The 17570-nt window shown below is 32.8% G+C and carries 17 protein-coding genes; 5 read left to right on the top strand and 12 right to left on the bottom strand.

The features are described 5' to 3' along the window. Positions 1-96 precede the first annotated feature (96 nt). Together THYS13_RS00435 and THYS13_RS00430 are read left to right on the top strand one after the other, a co-directional pair. Positions 97-774 carry a response regulator transcription factor gene (locus THYS13_RS00435; protein WP_042832654.1) on the top strand — a complete coding sequence of 226 codons (678 nt, stop codon included), beginning with the start codon at positions 97-99 and terminating at the stop codon, positions 772-774. Between the two features lies 1 nt (position 775). After that, on the top strand, positions 776-2113 hold the full coding sequence (locus THYS13_RS00430) for a cell wall metabolism sensor histidine kinase WalK (RefSeq protein ID WP_201035638.1): 1338 nt from the start codon (positions 776-778) through the stop codon (positions 2111-2113). 8 nt (positions 2114-2121) lie between these two features. Here THYS13_RS00430 and larC (THYS13_RS14760) read toward each other — a convergent pair whose 3' ends face one another. The 8 genes from larC (THYS13_RS14760) to THYS13_RS00390 form a co-directional block, all read right to left on the bottom strand. Next, entirely contained in the window at positions 2122-2559 is a 438-nt protein-coding gene (gene larC / locus THYS13_RS14760) for a nickel insertion protein (protein WP_042832652.1), read from the bottom strand. Between the two features lie 7 nt (positions 2560-2566). After that, complete coding sequence (gene larC, locus THYS13_RS14755) at positions 2567-3301, bottom strand: nickel pincer cofactor biosynthesis protein LarC (protein WP_042832651.1); 735 nt, start codon at positions 3299-3301, stop codon at positions 2567-2569. Further along, entirely contained in the window at positions 3298-4059 is a 762-nt protein-coding gene (larB, locus tag THYS13_RS00415) for a nickel pincer cofactor biosynthesis protein LarB (RefSeq protein ID WP_042832650.1), read from the bottom strand. Before larB ends, larC (THYS13_RS14755) begins: the two co-directional genes overlap by 4 nt. Next, positions 4052-4879 carry an ATP-dependent sacrificial sulfur transferase LarE gene (gene larE, locus THYS13_RS00410; RefSeq protein WP_042832649.1) on the bottom strand — a complete coding sequence of 276 codons (828 nt, stop codon included), beginning with the start codon at positions 4877-4879 and terminating at the stop codon, positions 4052-4054. The genes larB and larE overlap by 8 nt, the downstream gene beginning before the upstream one ends. A 130-nt stretch (positions 4880-5009) precedes the next feature. Beyond that, positions 5010-7070, bottom strand: a complete 2061-nt coding sequence (locus THYS13_RS00405) for a methyl-accepting chemotaxis protein (protein ID WP_042832648.1) — start codon at positions 7068-7070, stop codon at positions 5010-5012. Positions 7071-7130: 60 nt separating this feature from the next. Continuing rightward, positions 7131-7646, bottom strand: coding sequence for a CDP-diacylglycerol--glycerol-3-phosphate 3-phosphatidyltransferase (gene pgsA / locus THYS13_RS00400; RefSeq protein ID WP_042832647.1), 516 nt, complete (start codon positions 7644-7646; stop codon positions 7131-7133). Between the two features lie 65 nt (positions 7647-7711). After that, positions 7712-8203: a hypothetical protein gene (locus tag THYS13_RS00395; protein ID WP_042832646.1), complete on the bottom strand. Its 492-nt coding sequence runs from the start codon at positions 8201-8203 to the stop codon at positions 7712-7714. 167 nt (positions 8204-8370) lie between these two features. Further along, a complete protein-coding gene (locus tag THYS13_RS00390; RefSeq protein WP_042832645.1) occupies positions 8371-9117 on the bottom strand; it encodes a Yip1 family protein in 747 nt (248 codons plus the stop codon). Positions 9118-9266: 149 nt separating this feature from the next. On the opposite strand from THYS13_RS00390, the gene THYS13_RS00385 reads away from it, so the two are divergent. Beyond that, on the top strand, positions 9267-10136 hold the full coding sequence (locus tag THYS13_RS00385; protein ID WP_042832644.1) for a phosphatase PAP2 family protein: 870 nt from the start codon (positions 9267-9269) through the stop codon (positions 10134-10136). A gap of 18 nt (positions 10137-10154) precedes the next feature. Here the strand turns inward: THYS13_RS00385 and THYS13_RS00380 are convergent, their stop codons facing one another. The 3 genes from THYS13_RS00380 to THYS13_RS00370 all read right to left on the bottom strand — a co-directional run bounded on the left by THYS13_RS00380 (position 10155) and on the right by THYS13_RS00370 (position 12866). Continuing rightward, positions 10155-11342, bottom strand: coding sequence for an NAD(P)/FAD-dependent oxidoreductase (locus THYS13_RS00380; RefSeq protein WP_042832643.1), 1188 nt, complete (start codon positions 11340-11342; stop codon positions 10155-10157). 119 nt (positions 11343-11461) lie between these two features. Continuing rightward, positions 11462-11950, bottom strand: coding sequence for a ribonuclease H-like YkuK family protein (locus tag THYS13_RS00375; protein WP_042832642.1), 489 nt, complete (start codon positions 11948-11950; stop codon positions 11462-11464). Positions 11951-12056: 106 nt separating this feature from the next. Next, a complete protein-coding gene (locus THYS13_RS00370; protein WP_042832640.1) occupies positions 12057-12866 on the bottom strand; it encodes a lipid II flippase Amj family protein in 810 nt (269 codons plus the stop codon). A gap of 121 nt (positions 12867-12987) precedes the next feature. Here THYS13_RS00370 and THYS13_RS00365 point away from each other — a divergent pair, with 121 nt between their 5' ends. Together THYS13_RS00365 and ndk are read left to right on the top strand one after the other, a co-directional pair. Next, a complete protein-coding gene (locus THYS13_RS00365) occupies positions 12988-14385 on the top strand; it encodes an MFS transporter (RefSeq protein WP_042832639.1) in 1398 nt (465 codons plus the stop codon). 5 nt (positions 14386-14390) lie between these two features. Next, entirely contained in the window at positions 14391-14798 is a 408-nt protein-coding gene (ndk, locus tag THYS13_RS00360) for a nucleoside-diphosphate kinase (RefSeq protein ID WP_042832638.1), read from the top strand. A 93-nt stretch (positions 14799-14891) separates the two neighbouring features. Here the strand turns inward: ndk and THYS13_RS00355 are convergent, their stop codons facing one another. Then, positions 14892-17567 carry a calcium-translocating P-type ATPase, SERCA-type gene (locus THYS13_RS00355; RefSeq protein ID WP_042832637.1) on the bottom strand — a complete coding sequence of 892 codons (2676 nt, stop codon included), beginning with the start codon at positions 17565-17567 and terminating at the stop codon, positions 14892-14894. Between the last annotated feature and the right edge of the window lie 3 nt (positions 17568-17570).

The raw sequence follows: 17570 nt of genomic DNA, 5'->3' as shown, positions 1-17570 counted from the left end.
CAATTTTATATAATTTGTGAGGAAAGTGTGAAGTTTAATTTTAAATGTTGTAAACTGAGTAAAAAATAATTAAACTAAAAATGGGAGGTGTTTTTTATGCAAAAAGTTTTAGTAATTGAAGACGAAGAAGGAATGAGAGATATTTTAAAAACTTATTTAGAAAATAATGGATATGAAGTATTGGTTGCTGAAAATGGCAAAATAGGGCTTGAATATTTTAATAATCATTACAAAGATATAGACATAATTCTATTAGATATAATGCTTCCAGATATAAGTGGGTGGAGCCTTTTAAAAACAATTAGAGAAAAATCAAAAGTGCCTGTAATGATGATAACGGCAAGAGGAGAAGAATATGATAAACTTCTAGGATTTGAATTAGGAGCAGACGACTACGTCGTAAAACCTTTTAGCCCTAAAGAAGTAGTTGCTCGAATTAAAGCTATTTTATCAAGAACTTATGGGACTTCAGAAGAAGATGGGAAAAGAGAATATGAAGGAATTTCTATAAATGTAAGTTCTAGAGAAGTCACAATAGATGGAGAAAAAATTGACCTTACGCCAAAAGAATTTGACCTTTTAAAGCTCTTAATAGATAATAAAGGAAAAGTAGTATCTCGCGAAAAGTGTCTTAATGAAGTATGGGGATATGATTTTTATGGAGATTTAAGAACAGTTGATACCCATATAAAACAGTTGAGAGAAAAATTAGGAAAAAAGCGTAAACTCATAAAAACAGTATGGGGAATAGGTTACAAATTGGATGGTGAATAAATTGAAAGGAATACAAAAGAAATTTTTTATCTCTTATCTTTTGATTGGAGGCATTATATTATCACTGTTTTGGTTGACACAGGTAGTTTTTATTAATAAGATATACTCTTATTACAAAATAAACCAGCTCAAAAATTACAGTGAAAAAATTGTTGAAGCAATAAATAATAACAATGAAATGCTTTTGAGTGAACTCATTGATAAGTCTAGTGCTCGAGTTATTGCAATTTCCCAAAATGAGATACTAATTGTTGGAAGTAAAGGATACGGAAAAGGTTTGGGAATACCTGAAACACTTTTACATCCTGCAAAAAATTTAAAAGTTGTAAAATACGAACACCCTTTTTTGCATATTGAATATCTATCAATTATAAGACCTTTTTTGTATCATGGAAAACCAGCTACTCTCATCATGAGCATACCTATTGCTGCAATAAACGATTCTGTCAATCTTTTTAAACAAGTTTTTTGGTGGATTTTTGTCATCACACTAATTGCCATATTATCTATATCCGTCTATATGTCAAAAAAATTTACTCGCCCTATACAAATACTAAAAAACGCTGCTCATCAAATTGCTTCTGGAAATTTAAATGTTAAAATAAATTACAAAGAAGAAGATGAATTAGGAGACCTCGCAAAATCCATGAATACCATGGTAAAACAGCTGTCTATTACAGATAAATTTAGAAAAGATCTGATTGCAAATATAAGCCATGACTTAAAAACACCTCTTGGCCTTATACGAGGATATTCTGAAATGCTTTTAGACTACTATGGAGATGACAAAGAAAAGCGAGAAAAATATTTAAATATCGTAATCAAAGAAACTGAAAGAATGTCAAAATTGGTAGACGACGTGTTACAGCTTTCTAAACTTCAATCAGGGATGGTAGAAATAAAAGAAGAACCTATAGATTTAGAAAAACTTATATTTGAAACTTTGGATATATTTGAAATTCAAATTTTGGAAAAAAATATAGAAGTAAAGCTTGACAATCTTAAACTTAAAGTAATAGCGGATAGGGAAATGATAAAACGGGCAATTATAAATATAATAAGCAATGCTATGGCAAGTATGGAAAATAGCGGAATTCTTACTATAACTGCAGAGCCTCAAGATAAAGAAATTTTAATAAAAATATCAGATACGGGATGCGGCATACCCCAAAAAGATTTAGAACACATCTTTGACAGGTATTACAAGGGAAATAAATCAGGAACAGGGCTTGGCCTTGCAATAGTAAAAGAAATATTAACATTGCACGGCAGCAAATATGAAATAGAAAGCAAAGAAAAAATAGGTACTACTTTTTATTTTACACTAAAAGCGGGTTAACCCCGCTTTTAATCTTTAAAAAATAGCAAATCAATGTGTCTTATCACATTCCGGTAAATATCGCTAATTGAATTCCTAGTTTTTTCAGCAATGGCTTTTACATCTTCATACTCAGGATACGCTTTAATAAGTTTTCCATCTAAATATCCCTTTTTAACTCTTATTTTCCCGTAAGGAGTTTCCACAATTGAAAAATCCCTATCCAGTTTATTCCTTAAAACTTCATAATACCTTATGCCAAAAGTAGAAGTTTCTTTAAAAATTATCTCCTTTAATTTATTAGCATTTTCTTTCTCACAAATTACAGTAATGAGAGTACCCGGCCTTTGCTTTTTCATGATAATAGGAGTTAAAAACACATCCAATGCCCCATTTACAAAAAGTTTTTCAAATAGATACTGATAAAACTCTGGATTCATATCATCTATATTAGTCTCTAAAATCATCAATGACTCAGGTTTTTTTTTTTACCTCTTCCTCTCCCACATATGTCCTCAAAACATTTAGTATTTCCAAATCTTTGGTACCAGCTCCATATCCTATAGAATTTATAGTCATATCCGGTATACCACCAAATTCATTTACTAAAGTTTTTACAATAGAAGCACCAGTTGGCGTCACAATTTCACCTTCTATATCGCTTTTATACACAGGTATTCCTTTTAAAAGTTCAGCTGTGGCAGGAGCAGGAACAGGCATAAGTCCATGTTGAGTTTTTATAAAGCCTGAACTCACCGGCAAAGGAGAAGAAATAATTTTATCTGGCTTTATCATATTTACAAGTATCGATGTACCTATTATATCTACAATAGAGTCCACTGCTCCTACCTCATGGAAGTGAACCTCTTCCACAGATTTGCCATGCACTTTTGCCTCTGCTTCTGCTAATTTCTCAAACATCTCAATACTCATTTTCTTGACTTCTTCTTCCAAATCACTCTTCTCGATGATTTCTCTCACATCTTTTATATGCCTATGATGGTGATGATGCTTTTCTTCATACAATACCTTAAAAGTCTTAGCACTTATACTGTTCTTTTGCGTTTCCCCTATCTCTATATCAAAATTGTCCAAAGCTATCTTCTTTACCTTCTTTTTAAACTCTTCCACATCTACATGAGATAATAATGAAGCAATAGTCATATCTCCAGAAATTCCAGCAAAACAGTCAAAATATAAGACTTTCATTTTGAATCCTCCCCTATCCTATTTATTAAACTTGCAGAATAAGCCGCACCAAAACCATTATCAATATTTACAACACTCACTCCACTGGCACAGGAATTAAGCATAGTCAAAAGAGCGGACAAACCGTGAAAGTTAGCACCATATCCTACGCTTGTAGGTACTGCAATTATAGGAGAGCTAACCAATCCTCCTAAAACAGTAGGAAGTGCTCCTTCCATACCAGCAACTGCAATCAAGACACGGCATTGTCTGATTTCATCTAATTTATCTAATAGCCTATGTAATCCTGCAACTCCAACATCATAAAATCTCTTCACAGTGTTTCCCATAAGTTCTGCAGTAATAGCCGCTTCTTCAGCAACAGGCAAATCAGAAGTTCCAGCAGCCACTACTCCAATTATGCCCTTTGTCTTTTTAATTGGCGTATTTCTTATGGAAATTATACGGGCCCCCTCATAATAGACTGCTTTTTCTACTACCTCTTTTACTGCTTCAAAATGTTGTTGTGAGGCTCTTGTCCCTAAAACATCACTCCCATTTTTGTACATATTAAAAGCAATTTCTCTAACCTGCTGTGGAGTTTTCCCTTGACAAAAAATCACTTCAGGAAATCCCTTCCTTATCTCTCTGTGATAATCAATTTTAGCAAATCCCAAATCTTCATAAGGAAGTTTCTTTAAAGCTTCTAGCGCTTCATCTGTTGATAACTTGTCTTGTTTGAACTTCGTTAAAATTTGCAATATTTTCTCATTATACATTTTTTACCACCTTTACATGAGGTTCATTCAAGCTTCCAGTTCTGTATCCTTCCAAATCCAATGCTACATACTTAAACCCAGCATCTTTAATCCTCTTTACAACTTCCTCCCTTATACTTTCTTCAAAAATTCTCTTCATCTGCTCCTTTGGAAGCTCAATCCTTGCAATATCTCCATGGTATCTCACTCTAAATCCTGAAAAGCCTAAGTCTCTCAAATCTTCTTCTGCCTTTTCTACCATAGAAAGCTTATCATAAGTTATTTCTTCTCCGTAAGGAATCCTTGAAGCAAGACATGCATAAGAAGGCTTACTCCATGTAGGAAGCCCCATCTCTTTGGATAAAATTCTTATCTCTTCTTTTTTTATGCCACATTCTAACAAAGGGCTTAAAATCCCTAATTCTTTTAAAGCTCTTCTCCCTGGCCTAAAATCAGACACATCATCTGCATTTGTGCCTTCTAAGATATATTTGAAGCCCTTTTCTTCTGCAACAGCTTTAAACCTTGAAAATAAATTGGATTTACATATATAGCACCTATTTAAAGGATTTTTTTTAAATTCTTCTATTTCAAGAATATCATTAAACTCCACAACCAAGTGGGGGAGTCCTATTTTTTTAGCAAGCTTTGTAGCTTCTTCTAATTCACTTTTAGGATGCATCGGAGAAGTGGCAGTCACAGCTAATACTCTATTCCCTAAAACATCGTAACTTACTTTTGCCAAAAAAGTGCTATCTACACCTCCAGAAAAAGCAATTAACACGTTATCTAATCTTGACAAATATCTTTGCAATTCCCTTAGCTTCTCTTCAATTTCCATAATAACACCCCCCTATGGTATACCCATCTATATTGCGTATAACTATTTTATCACACATATTAAAATAAACAAAATGTTAAAGATAAAAAAGCGCTTAAAAGTAAAGGCCTTTAAGCGCTTTTTTATCTATCTAAATTTTAAAAATCTTCACAGCCTCATCCAATTTCACTGCTACCTCTTCTAAATTCTTAGCTGAATCTTTAAGATTTTCTACAGCTGAAAGCTGCTCTTCTGTAGAAGCACTTACTTCTTCAGTAGAAGCCGCTGTCTCTTCTGAAATTGCAGAAATACTTTCCATCGATATGACAATTTCATTTTTCTTTTCTTCCATGGCATTCATCAAGGAATCTATATTGTCTATCATTTTTGTAATTCCACTTATAAAAGCTTCAAACTCCATAAAAGCATTTTGCGTATCTTTTACAGCTTGATTTTGCTTTTCAATACTTTTATCCGCCGATTGCATAGCATTTGTAGCCATATCAATTGCTTGTTGCATCTTTTCTATTATGTCTTTTATCTGATTGGTAGATTCTGCAGACTGCTGTGCCAATTTCTTTACTTCTTCGGCTACAACAGCAAAACCACGTCCTGCGTCTCCGGCACGGGCTGCTTCAATTGCAGCGTTTAATGATAAAAGGTTTGTCTTATCGGCAATTTCTTCTATCACAGCTGTTATAGCACTTATCTTATGAGAATTTTCTTTAATTTTATTAATAGTCTCAAAAACGTAAAATGTCGCTTTATTTGTTTCTTCGGAGTTTTGTTTTAAAGCTTCTAACTTTATCAAACCATCAGCTTTTACATCTTCCGCTTTATCTGAATATCTCTTCATTTCTTTAGTAGTTTTCAAAATTTCATCTATGTCATTTCCAAACTCAGATATTTTTTTTACGCTTACCGATATTTCTTGTGCTTGGTCATTAGCCCCTTTTGCTATATCATCTACGGCATTTGCAATATCTTGAACAGATTGTGCTGTTTCATCGCTTATTTCTCTAAAACGAGTTGATGCTTCTATTAAAGAACTACTTGACTCTCTAACTTTTGTTGCAATATCTTTTAATTTCTGTACTGTATCGTTATATTCCCTTTCCAACACCCCAAATTCGTCTTTTCTTCTTGCATCAATAAAGGAAGTTAAATCTCCTTCTTTTAATTTATTCATGGCTGTCAACATCTTATAAACTGGTCTTGTAAAATTCCGAGCAAAAATATACGCTACAATCAAAGAAATAAGGGAGAAAATAATTATTATAGTTATAAAAATATTATTAATTTTTGATACTTCTGAAAGATAATCAGACTTACTGACCACTCCCACAACCTTCCAACCAGTAATAGGATTGGTATCAAAAATTATAACGCTATCTTCTTTATTGTATTTCGCATGTATTTCTCCTTTTGGACTTTCAAAAATACTTTTAGCAAAAGGCTCTTTATTAAAATCGCTTCCAACTATTTTTTTATTTGTATCCAAAAATACTATGCCATTTTTGTCTACTAAAAATACCATACCATTATTTCCTATTTTTACGTCTTTAATAAGTTTTTCCATGCCATATAGATTTAAATCCATCCCTATTGCCCCTATAACTTCACTAGTGATAGGGTTTAAAACAGCTTGAGACACAGAAATAACATAGTTTCCAGTTGCTACATCCTTATAAGCATCAGTCCAAAAAGGATTCCCTTTAGATTGTTTAGCTCCTTCATACCAAGGTCTTGTTGTCGGATCAAAATCAGGGCTTAAATCAACATGAGGAAATGTGTAAATCTTCTTATCAGCTGTCCCATAATAAATCAAAGCAGCATCTGGAGTCATATTCTTTAATTTGATGAGCACGCTATTTATGCGGTCAGCCGTTTCTTCCTCTGTATTTCCTTTAAGCATCAAATTAGAATCATCTTTTGCAAAATAATTGAGTTTATTGGCGACTCCTTCTAAATAAAGAGACAACTCTTTATTTACTGAACTAACACTATTAGCCATATTAGATAAAGTAGCATTGGTAATTTCCTTAGAAGAAAAACTGTAAGATATGTACCCACTCAATGCTAAAGAAGAAATTACAATAATTATAATCATCAAGCTTAATTTTGTCTGGATACTTGAGAGTCTTACTTGTTTTTTTAGGTTTAGTAGAACATTTATATCACGTCTTTTTTTGAATTTTGTAGCTTTTTTCAATATATCTCCCCCCCAGATATGTTATACTATTTTTTATATCGACTTTTCTATGCCAAAAGTTTAATTCTTCGTGTTCCTTTTATAAAACTCAAAAGTATAGATAACAAAGGCTAAAATAGCCAATAACAGCGCTATAATCATCAAAGTAAATCCATAAGGCCACTTAAAAATTGAAAAAATTATCGCAATATAAAAGAAAAGTGTCGCTGCTTTACCATAGTTATTAGCAGGTATAGCAATTTCTTGCTTTTTATAAAGTATCGCGGCACCTATTATCATTGAGAATTCTTTTACCATTAAAACAGCAATAACAAAAAAAGGAATCAAATTTTTCATCCACAAACTAGTCAAAACAGTAAGTATCATCAACTTGTCCGCAAGAGGGTCAAGCAAAGTGCCAATTTTTGTTACTTGGTTATAGTGCCTCGCTATATAACCATCCAAAATATCCGTAATACCTGATAATATAAAAATCACTGCAGCATAAGTATTCCCCTCGTGGACATAAAAAAAAGTGTATACAAAAAGAGGTATAAGCAAAAATCTAACAAGTGTAAGAAAATTTGGTATATTCATCTAAACACCTCTAACTGTCAAGTTTAATAAAATTATAATACAAAAAACCCAAAAGTAAAAGGCCCTTATCGGGCCATATTTACAGGAACTTTTATCTTATCTAAAGCTATGCGGAAACTATACCCATCTTCTTCTTTTTTAAAGTCTTTTATATCTTTGAAGCATTTGGCAAAAACATCACTTTTTGTGTGAACTTCTATATCTTCTAAATTGTACTTTAAAGCTGTCCTTTTCAGTAAAGAATTAATTATTTCTTGTGCAGTTTCTACACCCACATTTTCTTTCTCTTCAATATAAATATACATACTGCTCTTTTTTTGTTGCCAATCAATATCGTATAGCACACAGAACCCTAATTTAATACCATCTTTCGTTTCTAATACGAACATTTTACGATTTTTACCAAAAGGTATATTTAATACATTGTCTTTCCCTCGAGATATTTTAAACAAATCAATTAAAAATTTGACCACGTTAATGTCTTGCAACCATAAGGAAAATATTTTTTTGTCTTTTTTCTCTAAATCTTTAATTAAAACTTTCCCATTTTCTCCCATTCTCAACACCACCTATCTATAAATATATATTCTTTACAAATTTCAAAAATCCTGCTTAAAAACAGAAAATAATTTTCGACAAATAAAAAATACAGTATAAACAAAAAAGAGGAGTAAAAGCCTCCTCCGAGCATGTTGAAATTTTCATAAGTCTTTATTTCTATAATTTATTGCATAGGAACATTTTTTAAAACCTCTGAAAATACGCTTATAAATGTTGCACCCATAAAAATCATCATTATTATGAATAGAAGAATCAAAACTATGTAAGGAAGAAAAAATACAAAGACTGCGTTACCTGTACTCATTTTGTAATTCTCCCTTATAGCTATAATTTCTAAAACAATAACCCAGACTGTAAATATCGCTAAAAATAAATACATAAATATTAAGCCAGCTTTCGGATTTAACAAACGTGCAAATAAGTTTACAACAACCATAAAAATCATGGGAAGTTTTGCAAACCCTATTGCAGAATACAATCCCTTTGCTGTACCTATTACTACCTCTTCTTTTTCTTCGTTTGTTTTTTGTTCAACTTGAAGATTATTCTCTTCAATTTGAGTAAAAGATACATTGTCTTCCACATTAGCATACATTTTACCTTCTAAAATTTCCGCTAAAAAGTGATACACTGCTGCATAAACAAAGTAAGTCAAAGGAGCTATAAATACACTCCCAAATACAGCCATTATAATAAACAGTGACCTTAATCTCCCAAAATCAGGCATACCTTGATTGGAAGTAAAAAAATTTGTACTAGACATTGTAAAACTATAATTGCTTGTCACCGTCAATAATCCTGTAGCTATGATGACAACAACAGCCTGCCAAATTGGTTTTTTTCTTACAATTTCTTTAATAGTTTCTACAGGTTGAAAAAATACACCATACAGTCTTTCCAAAAAATTCACTTCTATGACCTCCTAATTTTTAAAATTCAAAATTATGCTTATATAAATTTTACCACACTTTTTATTATTTCCTTTAATTTTTTGTTAAATTTTTTCACTATGAAGGAAAATAAATTTTTTTGGTGAATTATATATAGTGAGGTGATAAAATGCAAGCAGAAATATTAAAAGCTATTCAGACAATTTCAAATCCCTTTTTAGACTATTTTTTTATAGCTGTAACTATGTTGGGAAGCTCAGGATTTTATTTTATTTTTATCCCCATTTTTTACTGGTGTGTAGATAAAAGATTTGGTCTAAAATTGGGACTTATATTGATAAGCTCTATCTATGTAAACACTGTTTTAAAAGAGATAACAAAAATAGCAAGACCTATAGGATATCCAGGAATAAGGTCTATTTTTACACAATCGGCAGGAGGGTATTCTTTCCCAAGTGGCCATGCACAAGGTTCTACAACTGTTTGGGGAACTTTAATGGTACACTATCAAAAAAAATGGCTGTGGTATGCAGGAATCGCCGTCGTATTACTCGTATCATTTTCGCGAATGTATTTAGGTGTCCACTGGCCGATAGATATTATTGGCGGAATATTGATAGCTGTTTTAATAATAATTTTAAGTGAACTTATTGATAGCATCGTGAAAGAAAGTAATTTTAACATAAGTTTATCTTTTAAAATTATTTTGTCAATTTTAATCCCTGCGCTTTTGATATTAATTTTTCCTCACAAGGATATTTATGAATACATGGGTTTAATTTCTGGTACTTTAATAGGTTATTTTATAGACAAAGAAAAATTTGATTTTACTGTCCATGCTCCTTTTCAAAAGCAAATTTTGAAGTTACTAATTGGCATAATTGTATTTTTTGTACTTAAAGAGGGATTAAAATTTGTGTTGCCTTCTGGAAATATTTTTAACGCTATAAGGTATACAATTTGCGGACTATGGCTTTCTCTTGGTGCACCTTATGTATTTAACATTTTTAAACTAAATGAAAAAACGATTATGGCATAGAATTCATCTATGCCTTTTTTATATAGCTTCAATTATATCTTTTGCTCCAAATCCTTTATTTAAAATATTTGAAAAGTCTTGCTTTGATTCAATAGCATTTTTTAACTTTGTACTTTTCCCAATATCTCCAATCAATATTGCACCAACAATAATACCATCTTTAAAGTAAAGTTTGTAATATACATTATTTCCTATATAGCTTTTTGATATATTTTCTTCACCCGATATATCACCTGCTGAAAACACGTCAATACCTGTTATTTTAAGTGTACTTGAAGGTGTAACTTCCTTATAGGGAATTTTATTGCCAGAAACATTTAAACCTGCATTTTTGCCTTGAGCCATTGCCACTGTCCATAAACCATATATTTTGCCATTAAACTCAGCAACATCTCCTGCTGCATAAACATCTTCTATATTTGTTCTCATGTACTCATCTACGATTATCCCTTTGTTTACCTTAATTTCAGTTTCTTTTACTATATCAATATTTGGCTTTACACCAGAAGAAAAAATTACAAAATCCGCATCCATTTTTGTTCCATCTTTTAATATTATTCCATTTGCAGTTTGCCCTGTAATTTCTATTACTTCAGCTCCAAGAAGGAGATTTATTCCATTTGACTCTATAATACCTTTCAAAATCATTGATCCTTCTTCATCTGCTTGTCTTGGCAAAAGTCTTGGGAAAAATTCTACCACTGTAATTTCATAGCCATTTTGTCTTAATGCCCAGGCAGCTTCCAATCCTAGAAGTCCTCCACCAATTACAACGCCTTTTTTCTTATCTTTGATAAACTCATTTAAGTCTTTTACATCCTCAAGACTTCTTATTGCAAAAACTCCTTTTTTCTCTTTCCCCAAGACATTAGGAATAAAACTTGAACTTCCTGTCGCAATTATAAGCCTGTCATAGCTTATTATTTCATCATTTGAGAGTATCAATTTTTTATTTTTTGTGTCAACTTTTCTAACACTTGTGTTCAACATAAGTTCTATATCATTATCTATGTACCAATTTTCTTCCTTGACCAACAAAGACTTAAAATCCAAAACCTTACCTAAAAGTTGTGATAATTTCAATCTGTAATAAGTTGGATAAGGTTCTTTTGATATAATGGTTATTTTGCTTCCACTGTCATTTTTCCTTATATTTTCACAAGCACTAAGAGCAGCAATACCATTGCCTATCAAAACGTATTTCATAAGTTCATCTCCCATAAATATTTTAACAATAATTATTTTCTAAAAACATTATATTCTTTTTAAAAATATTATTCAACAACATCTTTAAATAAAAAAAGACCTCTTCTTTTTAAGAGGTCTTATCCAATATTAGCCATGCTTTTAGTGTGCTTATCTGCTACTTTGCTAGCTCCGTATGAAGCAGGCTTAACTTGTGCTTCAAATCCACATCCTAATACCATGTTAACCACTTCTTTTATAATATCTCTTGTTTTGCCATTTTCTCCTACGTCTAAATGAATCTGTATATTTATATCTTTTTTATCAGTCTGATTGATCTTTTCAAAAAGCTGGTTTGCTATTTCAATGCTGTAAGTAGCTTCCATAAAAATCCTTTGTTTTAAAGACAATACCTTTTTATTATAAAATTTCCTATAATAATACCTGCCACCTTTTCCTTCTCGGTATATGATTACAGCAGTAACAAAGCATACGGATTTACCTGGTTGAGAGTCTGTACCCACCATCAACTTGTAATTCGATTGCCGGTCACCCTCAACAAATTCCATAATGTCTAGGAACATTTTATCAATATCCATTTTCCCCTTAGTTGGGCTAATGAAATACAAGGACCCCATCTCCTTTAACTGCAAATTGCTTAGCGCAATTAAACTATTTTAATTTTAATTATACAACAATTTTGTTAAAAGTGTAGTAAAATTTTTTTATTTTTTGTTAAACTATCAATTTTGTAACAAGCAATATCAACTCTGCAGCTGGTATAAATATAAGCTGAGCCAGCAAAGTACCCAAAATTTTTCCAAACACAAGAAGTACTACCATACTGTCCACATCATGTTGAGTCCTCTTACCGCTTAAGGCCTGGTCAGTTATAAGAGCCGCCACAGGGTCCACTACAACGGTGAATAATACAGTCGCAAACCCGTTTACAATACCCGAAAGCTGACTGGCTGTAATTCTATACTCAGGAATAATGGCTCCGGCGTAAAGTGAAGAAATAATACCTGTAGTGTAAATAGAAGTAATAATGACGTTATATATCAAAAATGTTTTTGGTATGTTAGCCTTCCACACACCTTTTAACATAGACAACCTTGGCAAAACAATCTTTTTCTTTATCTTTTTCAAATTACTCCATCTAAATCCCTTTAGAATAAGCTTAGGGACCGTTCCAGCCCCTTCCATTCCATTTATGGCAACAGTAAAAATCGATACAAAAGTAGGCATCAGAGGTGCTCCTATCAATGCCCCTAATGTAGCAGAGAAAAGTACAATTCTCATATCATTTTGAAGGAGATGTACTTTGTCCATTTTTATCGCCATATCTACAATACTGCCAAGAAAAGGTGCTTGAATCATATTTGATAGTCTTGATATTACAGCCATAATGTTAAAAAGTGAAAGAGCAACAGCAAGCTTTCGAGTTCTTACTCCAGAAGGTCTTATTGAATAAGAAAGCGTATCAATCAAATTTATGACCATGGTAAAGAAGGCTACTATCGTGAGTCTTTTTATATCTATCATTTGTTCCCATCCATTCTTTATTTAAAATTCCTTTATAATTATATTGTACAATGCTTTTTTTTTCAACATTTATCTTTTTCCAAAGTTTGTGGTATAATCTATGATATCGGAGGGATAATAAATGTCACAAAAACATTACAACAAATGGTTAATTCTTTCTGCGGTCGTCATAGGTAGTATTATGGGACCAATTGATGGAAGTATTGTTAACATAGCAATGCCAGAATTTACAAAGGTCTTCCACACAAATATAACAACAGTAAGCTGGGTCTCCATGACATATTTATTAGTCTTAAGCAGTCTAATGATGACTTTTGGTAGACTTGGCGATATGTTGGGTTATAAAAAACTGTATCAATACGGTCTTTTGACTTTTTCAATATCTTCTGCAATTTTGAGTCTTTCTGTAAATATATATATGTTGATAATTATGCGAGCTTTCCAAGCAATAGGAGCTGGCATGTTAATGTCAATGACATCAGCTATTATAACCTCCGTGTTTCCTCCAAACGAAAGAGGCAAAGCTCTTGGCATCAACGCTATGTCTATATCTATCGGACTTGCAATAGGTCCTACATTAGGGGGTTTTCTTTTATCAAATTTGGGTTGGCAGTCTATATTTTATTTAAACGTTCCTATCGGCATAATAGGTTACATATGGGCTCATATCGTGGTACCTGACAACAAAGGAGTTCCTGAAAAATTCGATCCTTACGGATCTATTTCTTTCTTTATCTTTCTTGCAAGCCTCTTACTCTTTATATCAGAAGGTGGAACATGGGGTTGGACATCACTTTCAAGTATAATTTCATTGTTGACATCAGTAATATCTTTAATAATCTTTGTAATTATAGAAAATAAAGTAGACTTTCCTATGTTTGACTTCTCTCTTTTAAAAATAAGGTCTTTTACCTTTGGAAACATAAGCACCCTGCTAAACTTTATGGCTCAAAACACAATGACTTTTTTAACCCCTTTCCTCCTTCAGCATTTAGGGTTTACCACTGAAAAAACAGGTATAATAATGACTTCTTTCCCCCTCGTTATGTTCATCGTAGCACCTTTAAGCGGTATTTTAGCTGACAGATACGGAGCCCAAATCCTCTCAACTATTGGTGCAGTAATTTCTGCAACAGCCCTTTATCTCATGGCAACTCTAACGGAAAAATCCACTATGTTTACCATTATGGCCCGCCTTGCCCTTTTTGGCGGAGGAAATGCCATTTTTCAGACACCAAATAACAGTGCAATAATGGGAAGTGCGCCGAAAAATAGATTAGGTGTAGCATCTGCTTTTCTCGCAACAATGAGAAATGTAGGTATGGTAATGGGCGTTGCAGTAGGAAGTGCTATATTTACAAACAGGTTAAAAGCCTACCAAGCTCTAAAATTTTCTTCCAATGCTTCCTTTATGATAGCTATTAAAGAAGCTTATATAGCCGCCGGAATCTTTTCATTGATATGCGCTTTTACTTCTCTTGTGAGAAATAATGTTAAATTAATACAAGGAAAGGATTGATTTAAATGGAAACCACTCTTGCTATAGTAAAACCCGACGGTGTCAAGAGAGGACTTATAGGAGAAATATTGAAAAGATATGAAAACAAAGGTTTAAGGCTTAAAGCGGCAAAAGTAATAACTCCAACAATTGACCTTTTAGAAAAACACTACGAAGAGCATAAAGGTAAACCTTACTATGAGCTTTTAATACAGTACATGTCTTCCGGTCCTGTCTTTGCAATGATATTGGAGGGAGAAAACGCCGTAAAAATAGTAAGACTTTTAAATGGTGCCACAAAAGTAGAAGAAGCACTTCCTGGAACGATAAGAGGTGATTTTGCTTATAGTACTACTTTTAACATTATCCATGGCTCCGATAGTATCGAATCTGCAAAAAGAGAAATAGCACTGTGGTTTCCTGAATTAGCATGAATATTTGGGATGCCATTTTGTAACAAGTCACTTCACCTATGCAAAATATCTCCTCCATATGAAAAAAAGAGATTAGTCTAAGGCGAAGTGACTTCACTTCGCCTTAGTTAATGGTACTATATAAGCAGTATAAAGATTATTAAATACAAATTCTATTGATGAGAAAAACACCACCACCAGCCAATCATAGCCAGTAAGCACTGTTGCCTTAAACACAACACTTAAAGTTGGAACATATATTGTAGCTAAGAAAAGCAAAAATGATGTTAAAACTGCTAACACCAAGTAAGGATTAGTAAAAATCCCTATCTCAAAAATTAAATTTCTTTCTGACCTACATTCAAAGGCGTGTATCAACTCTACCATCACTAATGTAGCAAAAGCTATAGTTCTAGCTTTTTCCAATGTCCCATAACTTAAAGCAAATACATATGCTCCAAGAGTACTCACTGCCATTAAAAATCCCACTATAATGATTCTTATACCCAACCCTTTTGAAAACACACTTTCTTTAGCCTCTCTTGGTTTCATTATCATTATATCTTTTTCAGGAGGATCCATCCCCAGAGCTAAAGCCGGCAACCCATCAGTAATAAGATTGACCATTAATATTTGAATGGGAATAAGAGGCAATTTTAAGGCTGTTAAAGCTGCAAAAAACATAGTCAAAACTTCTCCAAGATTACAAGAAAGCAAAAATCGTATAAACTTTCGTATATTGTCATAAATTATTCTTCCCTCTTCAACAGCTGCCACAATAGTGGCAAAATTATCATCTAATAAAATCATAGAAGAAGCCTCTTTCGCGACTTCTGTCCCTCCTTTTCCCATAGCAATACCTATATCTGCCTCTTTCAAAGCTGGCGCATCATTTACACCATCCCCTGTCATAGCTACTGTAAAGCCTTTGTTTTTAAGGGCTCTGACTATTCTAAGCTTATGTCTTGGGGTTACTCTTGCATAAACACTAATATTTGTACAAACTTTCTCAAGGTCCTTATCGCCCATGTTATCTAAATCCTGTCCTGTGATTACTTTATCATTTTCCCCTAATATTTTTAATTCTTTTGCTATAGCAGTTGCAGTAATCTTCTGGTCACCTGTTATCATAACCGGCTTTATTCCTGCCATCTTGCATTTTAAAATTGCTTCATATACTTCCCTTCGAGGAGGGTCTATCATCCCTTCCAATCCTACAAAAACCAAATCTTTTTCTATAAACTCCGCAACCATTGGAAATTTAGGAGGAAGCTTTTTGTAAGCAAAGGCCAATACTCTTAAAGCTTCCCTTCCAAAACTTTCATTGATATCTAATATTCTTTTTTTATCAAAGACAGTAAGTGGCACTTCTTTTCCTTCTGTATATTTATAGGTACAAAGGTCCAATATTACATCTGGTGCACCTTTTATATAAGCATATTTTTCACCGCTTATCTCCACAATAACAGACATCCTTTTTCTTTCTGAATCAAAAGGAATTTCCTCCATTTTTTTAATATTTTCTAACAATTCAAGAGAAAGTCCTGATTTCATTGAAAAAGAAAGTATAGCAGCTTCAGTAGGGTCTCCTATATATTTTTCTTCTTCTAAAATTTCTTTGCCAATTTTTATCTTTTCCCTCTTAATCTTTGCATTATTACACAATGCCCCTATCTCCAACATCTTTCTAAAAGCACTTTTCCCTTTATTTGCTATTTTAGTAAATTCTTTACTTTTGTCACCTTTTACTTCAAAAACTTCTTCATCACAAAACACTTTTGTCACAGTCATTTTATTCTCTGTCAAAGTACCTGTCTTGTCCGTACATATTACATTAGTGCATCCTAATGTTTCAACAGCAGGTAATTTTCTTATTAATGCATTTCTTTTAAGCATCCTTTGTACCCCTACAGCCAAAGAAACTGTAACAACAGCAGGAAGTCCCTCAGGAATAGCTGCAACTGCAAGGCTTACACCTGATAAAAACATATAATACAAAGACTCGCCTCTTATTATTCCTAATACTATTACAATACCGCATATAGCAAGAGCTCCTGCTACTAATACTTTCCCAAGTTTATTGAGTCTTTTTTGTAATGGTGTTTCATTCCCTTCAATATCTTTAATCATCCCTGCAATTTTTCCCATCTCTGTTTGCATACCTGTTGCAGTTACAATAGCTTTCCCTCTTCCTTTCGTAACAATCGTACCCATATAAATTATACTACTATTAGATACTGCCACTCTTTTTATATTGTTTACAGCTTCCTTGTGAACAGGAACTGACTCACCAGTCAAAATCGATTCATCCACTTCTAAATTATGACTTTCTATCAAAACAGCATCTGCTGGAACTTTATCTCCCGCCTCCAAAATGATAATATCATCTATTACAATCTGAGAAGCCTCTATCTCTTTTTGTTCTCCATCCCTTAAAACTTTTGCAACAGGCGCTGCAAGTTTTTTTAAAGCTTCCAAAGATTGCTCTGTTCTATATTCCTGGATAAATCCTAATACAGCATTTAAAATGACGATTATCGTTATTGTCAAAGCATCCGCTAATTCTCCCATCAAAGCAGAAATTAAAGTTGCTGCCAATAAAACCATCACCATAAAATCTTGAAACTGATTTAAAAACATTTGCAAAGGACTAACCTTGTGACCTTCCTCCAATATATTCGGCCCATATTTCAATAACCTTTTTTGCGCTTCTTGACTATTTAAGCCGGTAAAGTCAGTTTTATCAAAGTAATAAATCGTTTGTTGCTTTTGCTTCTTACCGTAAGACATCCC

Origin of the sequence: Thermoanaerobacter sp. YS13, from assembly GCF_000806225.2 — a bacterium.
Classification (GTDB): domain Bacteria; phylum Bacillota; class Thermoanaerobacteria; order Thermoanaerobacterales; family Thermoanaerobacteraceae; genus Thermoanaerobacter; species Thermoanaerobacter uzonensis.
The sequence above is the reverse complement of the archived record's forward strand: the minus strand, read 5'-3'. Positions and strand labels throughout refer to the sequence as shown.

Bases quoted from the DNA above. Each gene is read 5' to 3' on its own strand.
- larC (WP_042832652.1), bottom strand. From the start codon at position 2,559: ATGATTTTAGAGACTAATATAGATGATATGAATCCAGAGTTTTATCAG.
- THYS13_RS00380 (WP_042832643.1), bottom strand. From the start codon at position 11,342: ATGAAATACGTTTTGATAGGCAATGGTATTGCTGCTCTTAGTGCTTGT.
- pgsA (WP_042832647.1), bottom strand. From the start codon at position 7,646: ATGAATATACCAAATTTTCTTACACTTGTTAGATTTTTGCTTATACCT.
- larC (WP_042832651.1), bottom strand. From the start codon at position 3,301: ATGAAAGTCTTATATTTTGACTGTTTTGCTGGAATTTCTGGAGATATG.
- THYS13_RS00370 (WP_042832640.1), bottom strand. From the start codon at position 12,866: ATGATAGATATAAAAAGACTCACGATAGTAGCCTTCTTTACCATGGTC.
- THYS13_RS00395 (WP_042832646.1), bottom strand. From the start codon at position 8,203: ATGGGAGAAAATGGGAAAGTTTTAATTAAAGATTTAGAGAAAAAAGAC.
- larE (WP_042832649.1), bottom strand. From the start codon at position 4,879: ATGGAAATTGAAGAGAAGCTAAGGGAATTGCAAAGATATTTGTCAAGA.
- larB (WP_042832650.1), bottom strand. From the start codon at position 4,059: ATGTATAATGAGAAAATATTGCAAATTTTAACGAAGTTCAAACAAGAC.
- ndk (WP_042832638.1), top strand. From the start codon at position 14,391: ATGGAAACCACTCTTGCTATAGTAAAACCCGACGGTGTCAAGAGAGGA.
- THYS13_RS00435 (WP_042832654.1), top strand. From the start codon at position 97: ATGCAAAAAGTTTTAGTAATTGAAGACGAAGAAGGAATGAGAGATATT.
- THYS13_RS00385 (WP_042832644.1), top strand. From the start codon at position 9,267: ATGCAAGCAGAAATATTAAAAGCTATTCAGACAATTTCAAATCCCTTT.
- THYS13_RS00355 (WP_042832637.1), bottom strand. From the start codon at position 17,567: ATGTCTTACGGTAAGAAGCAAAAGCAACAAACGATTTATTACTTTGAT.
- THYS13_RS00365 (WP_042832639.1), top strand. From the start codon at position 12,988: ATGTCACAAAAACATTACAACAAATGGTTAATTCTTTCTGCGGTCGTC.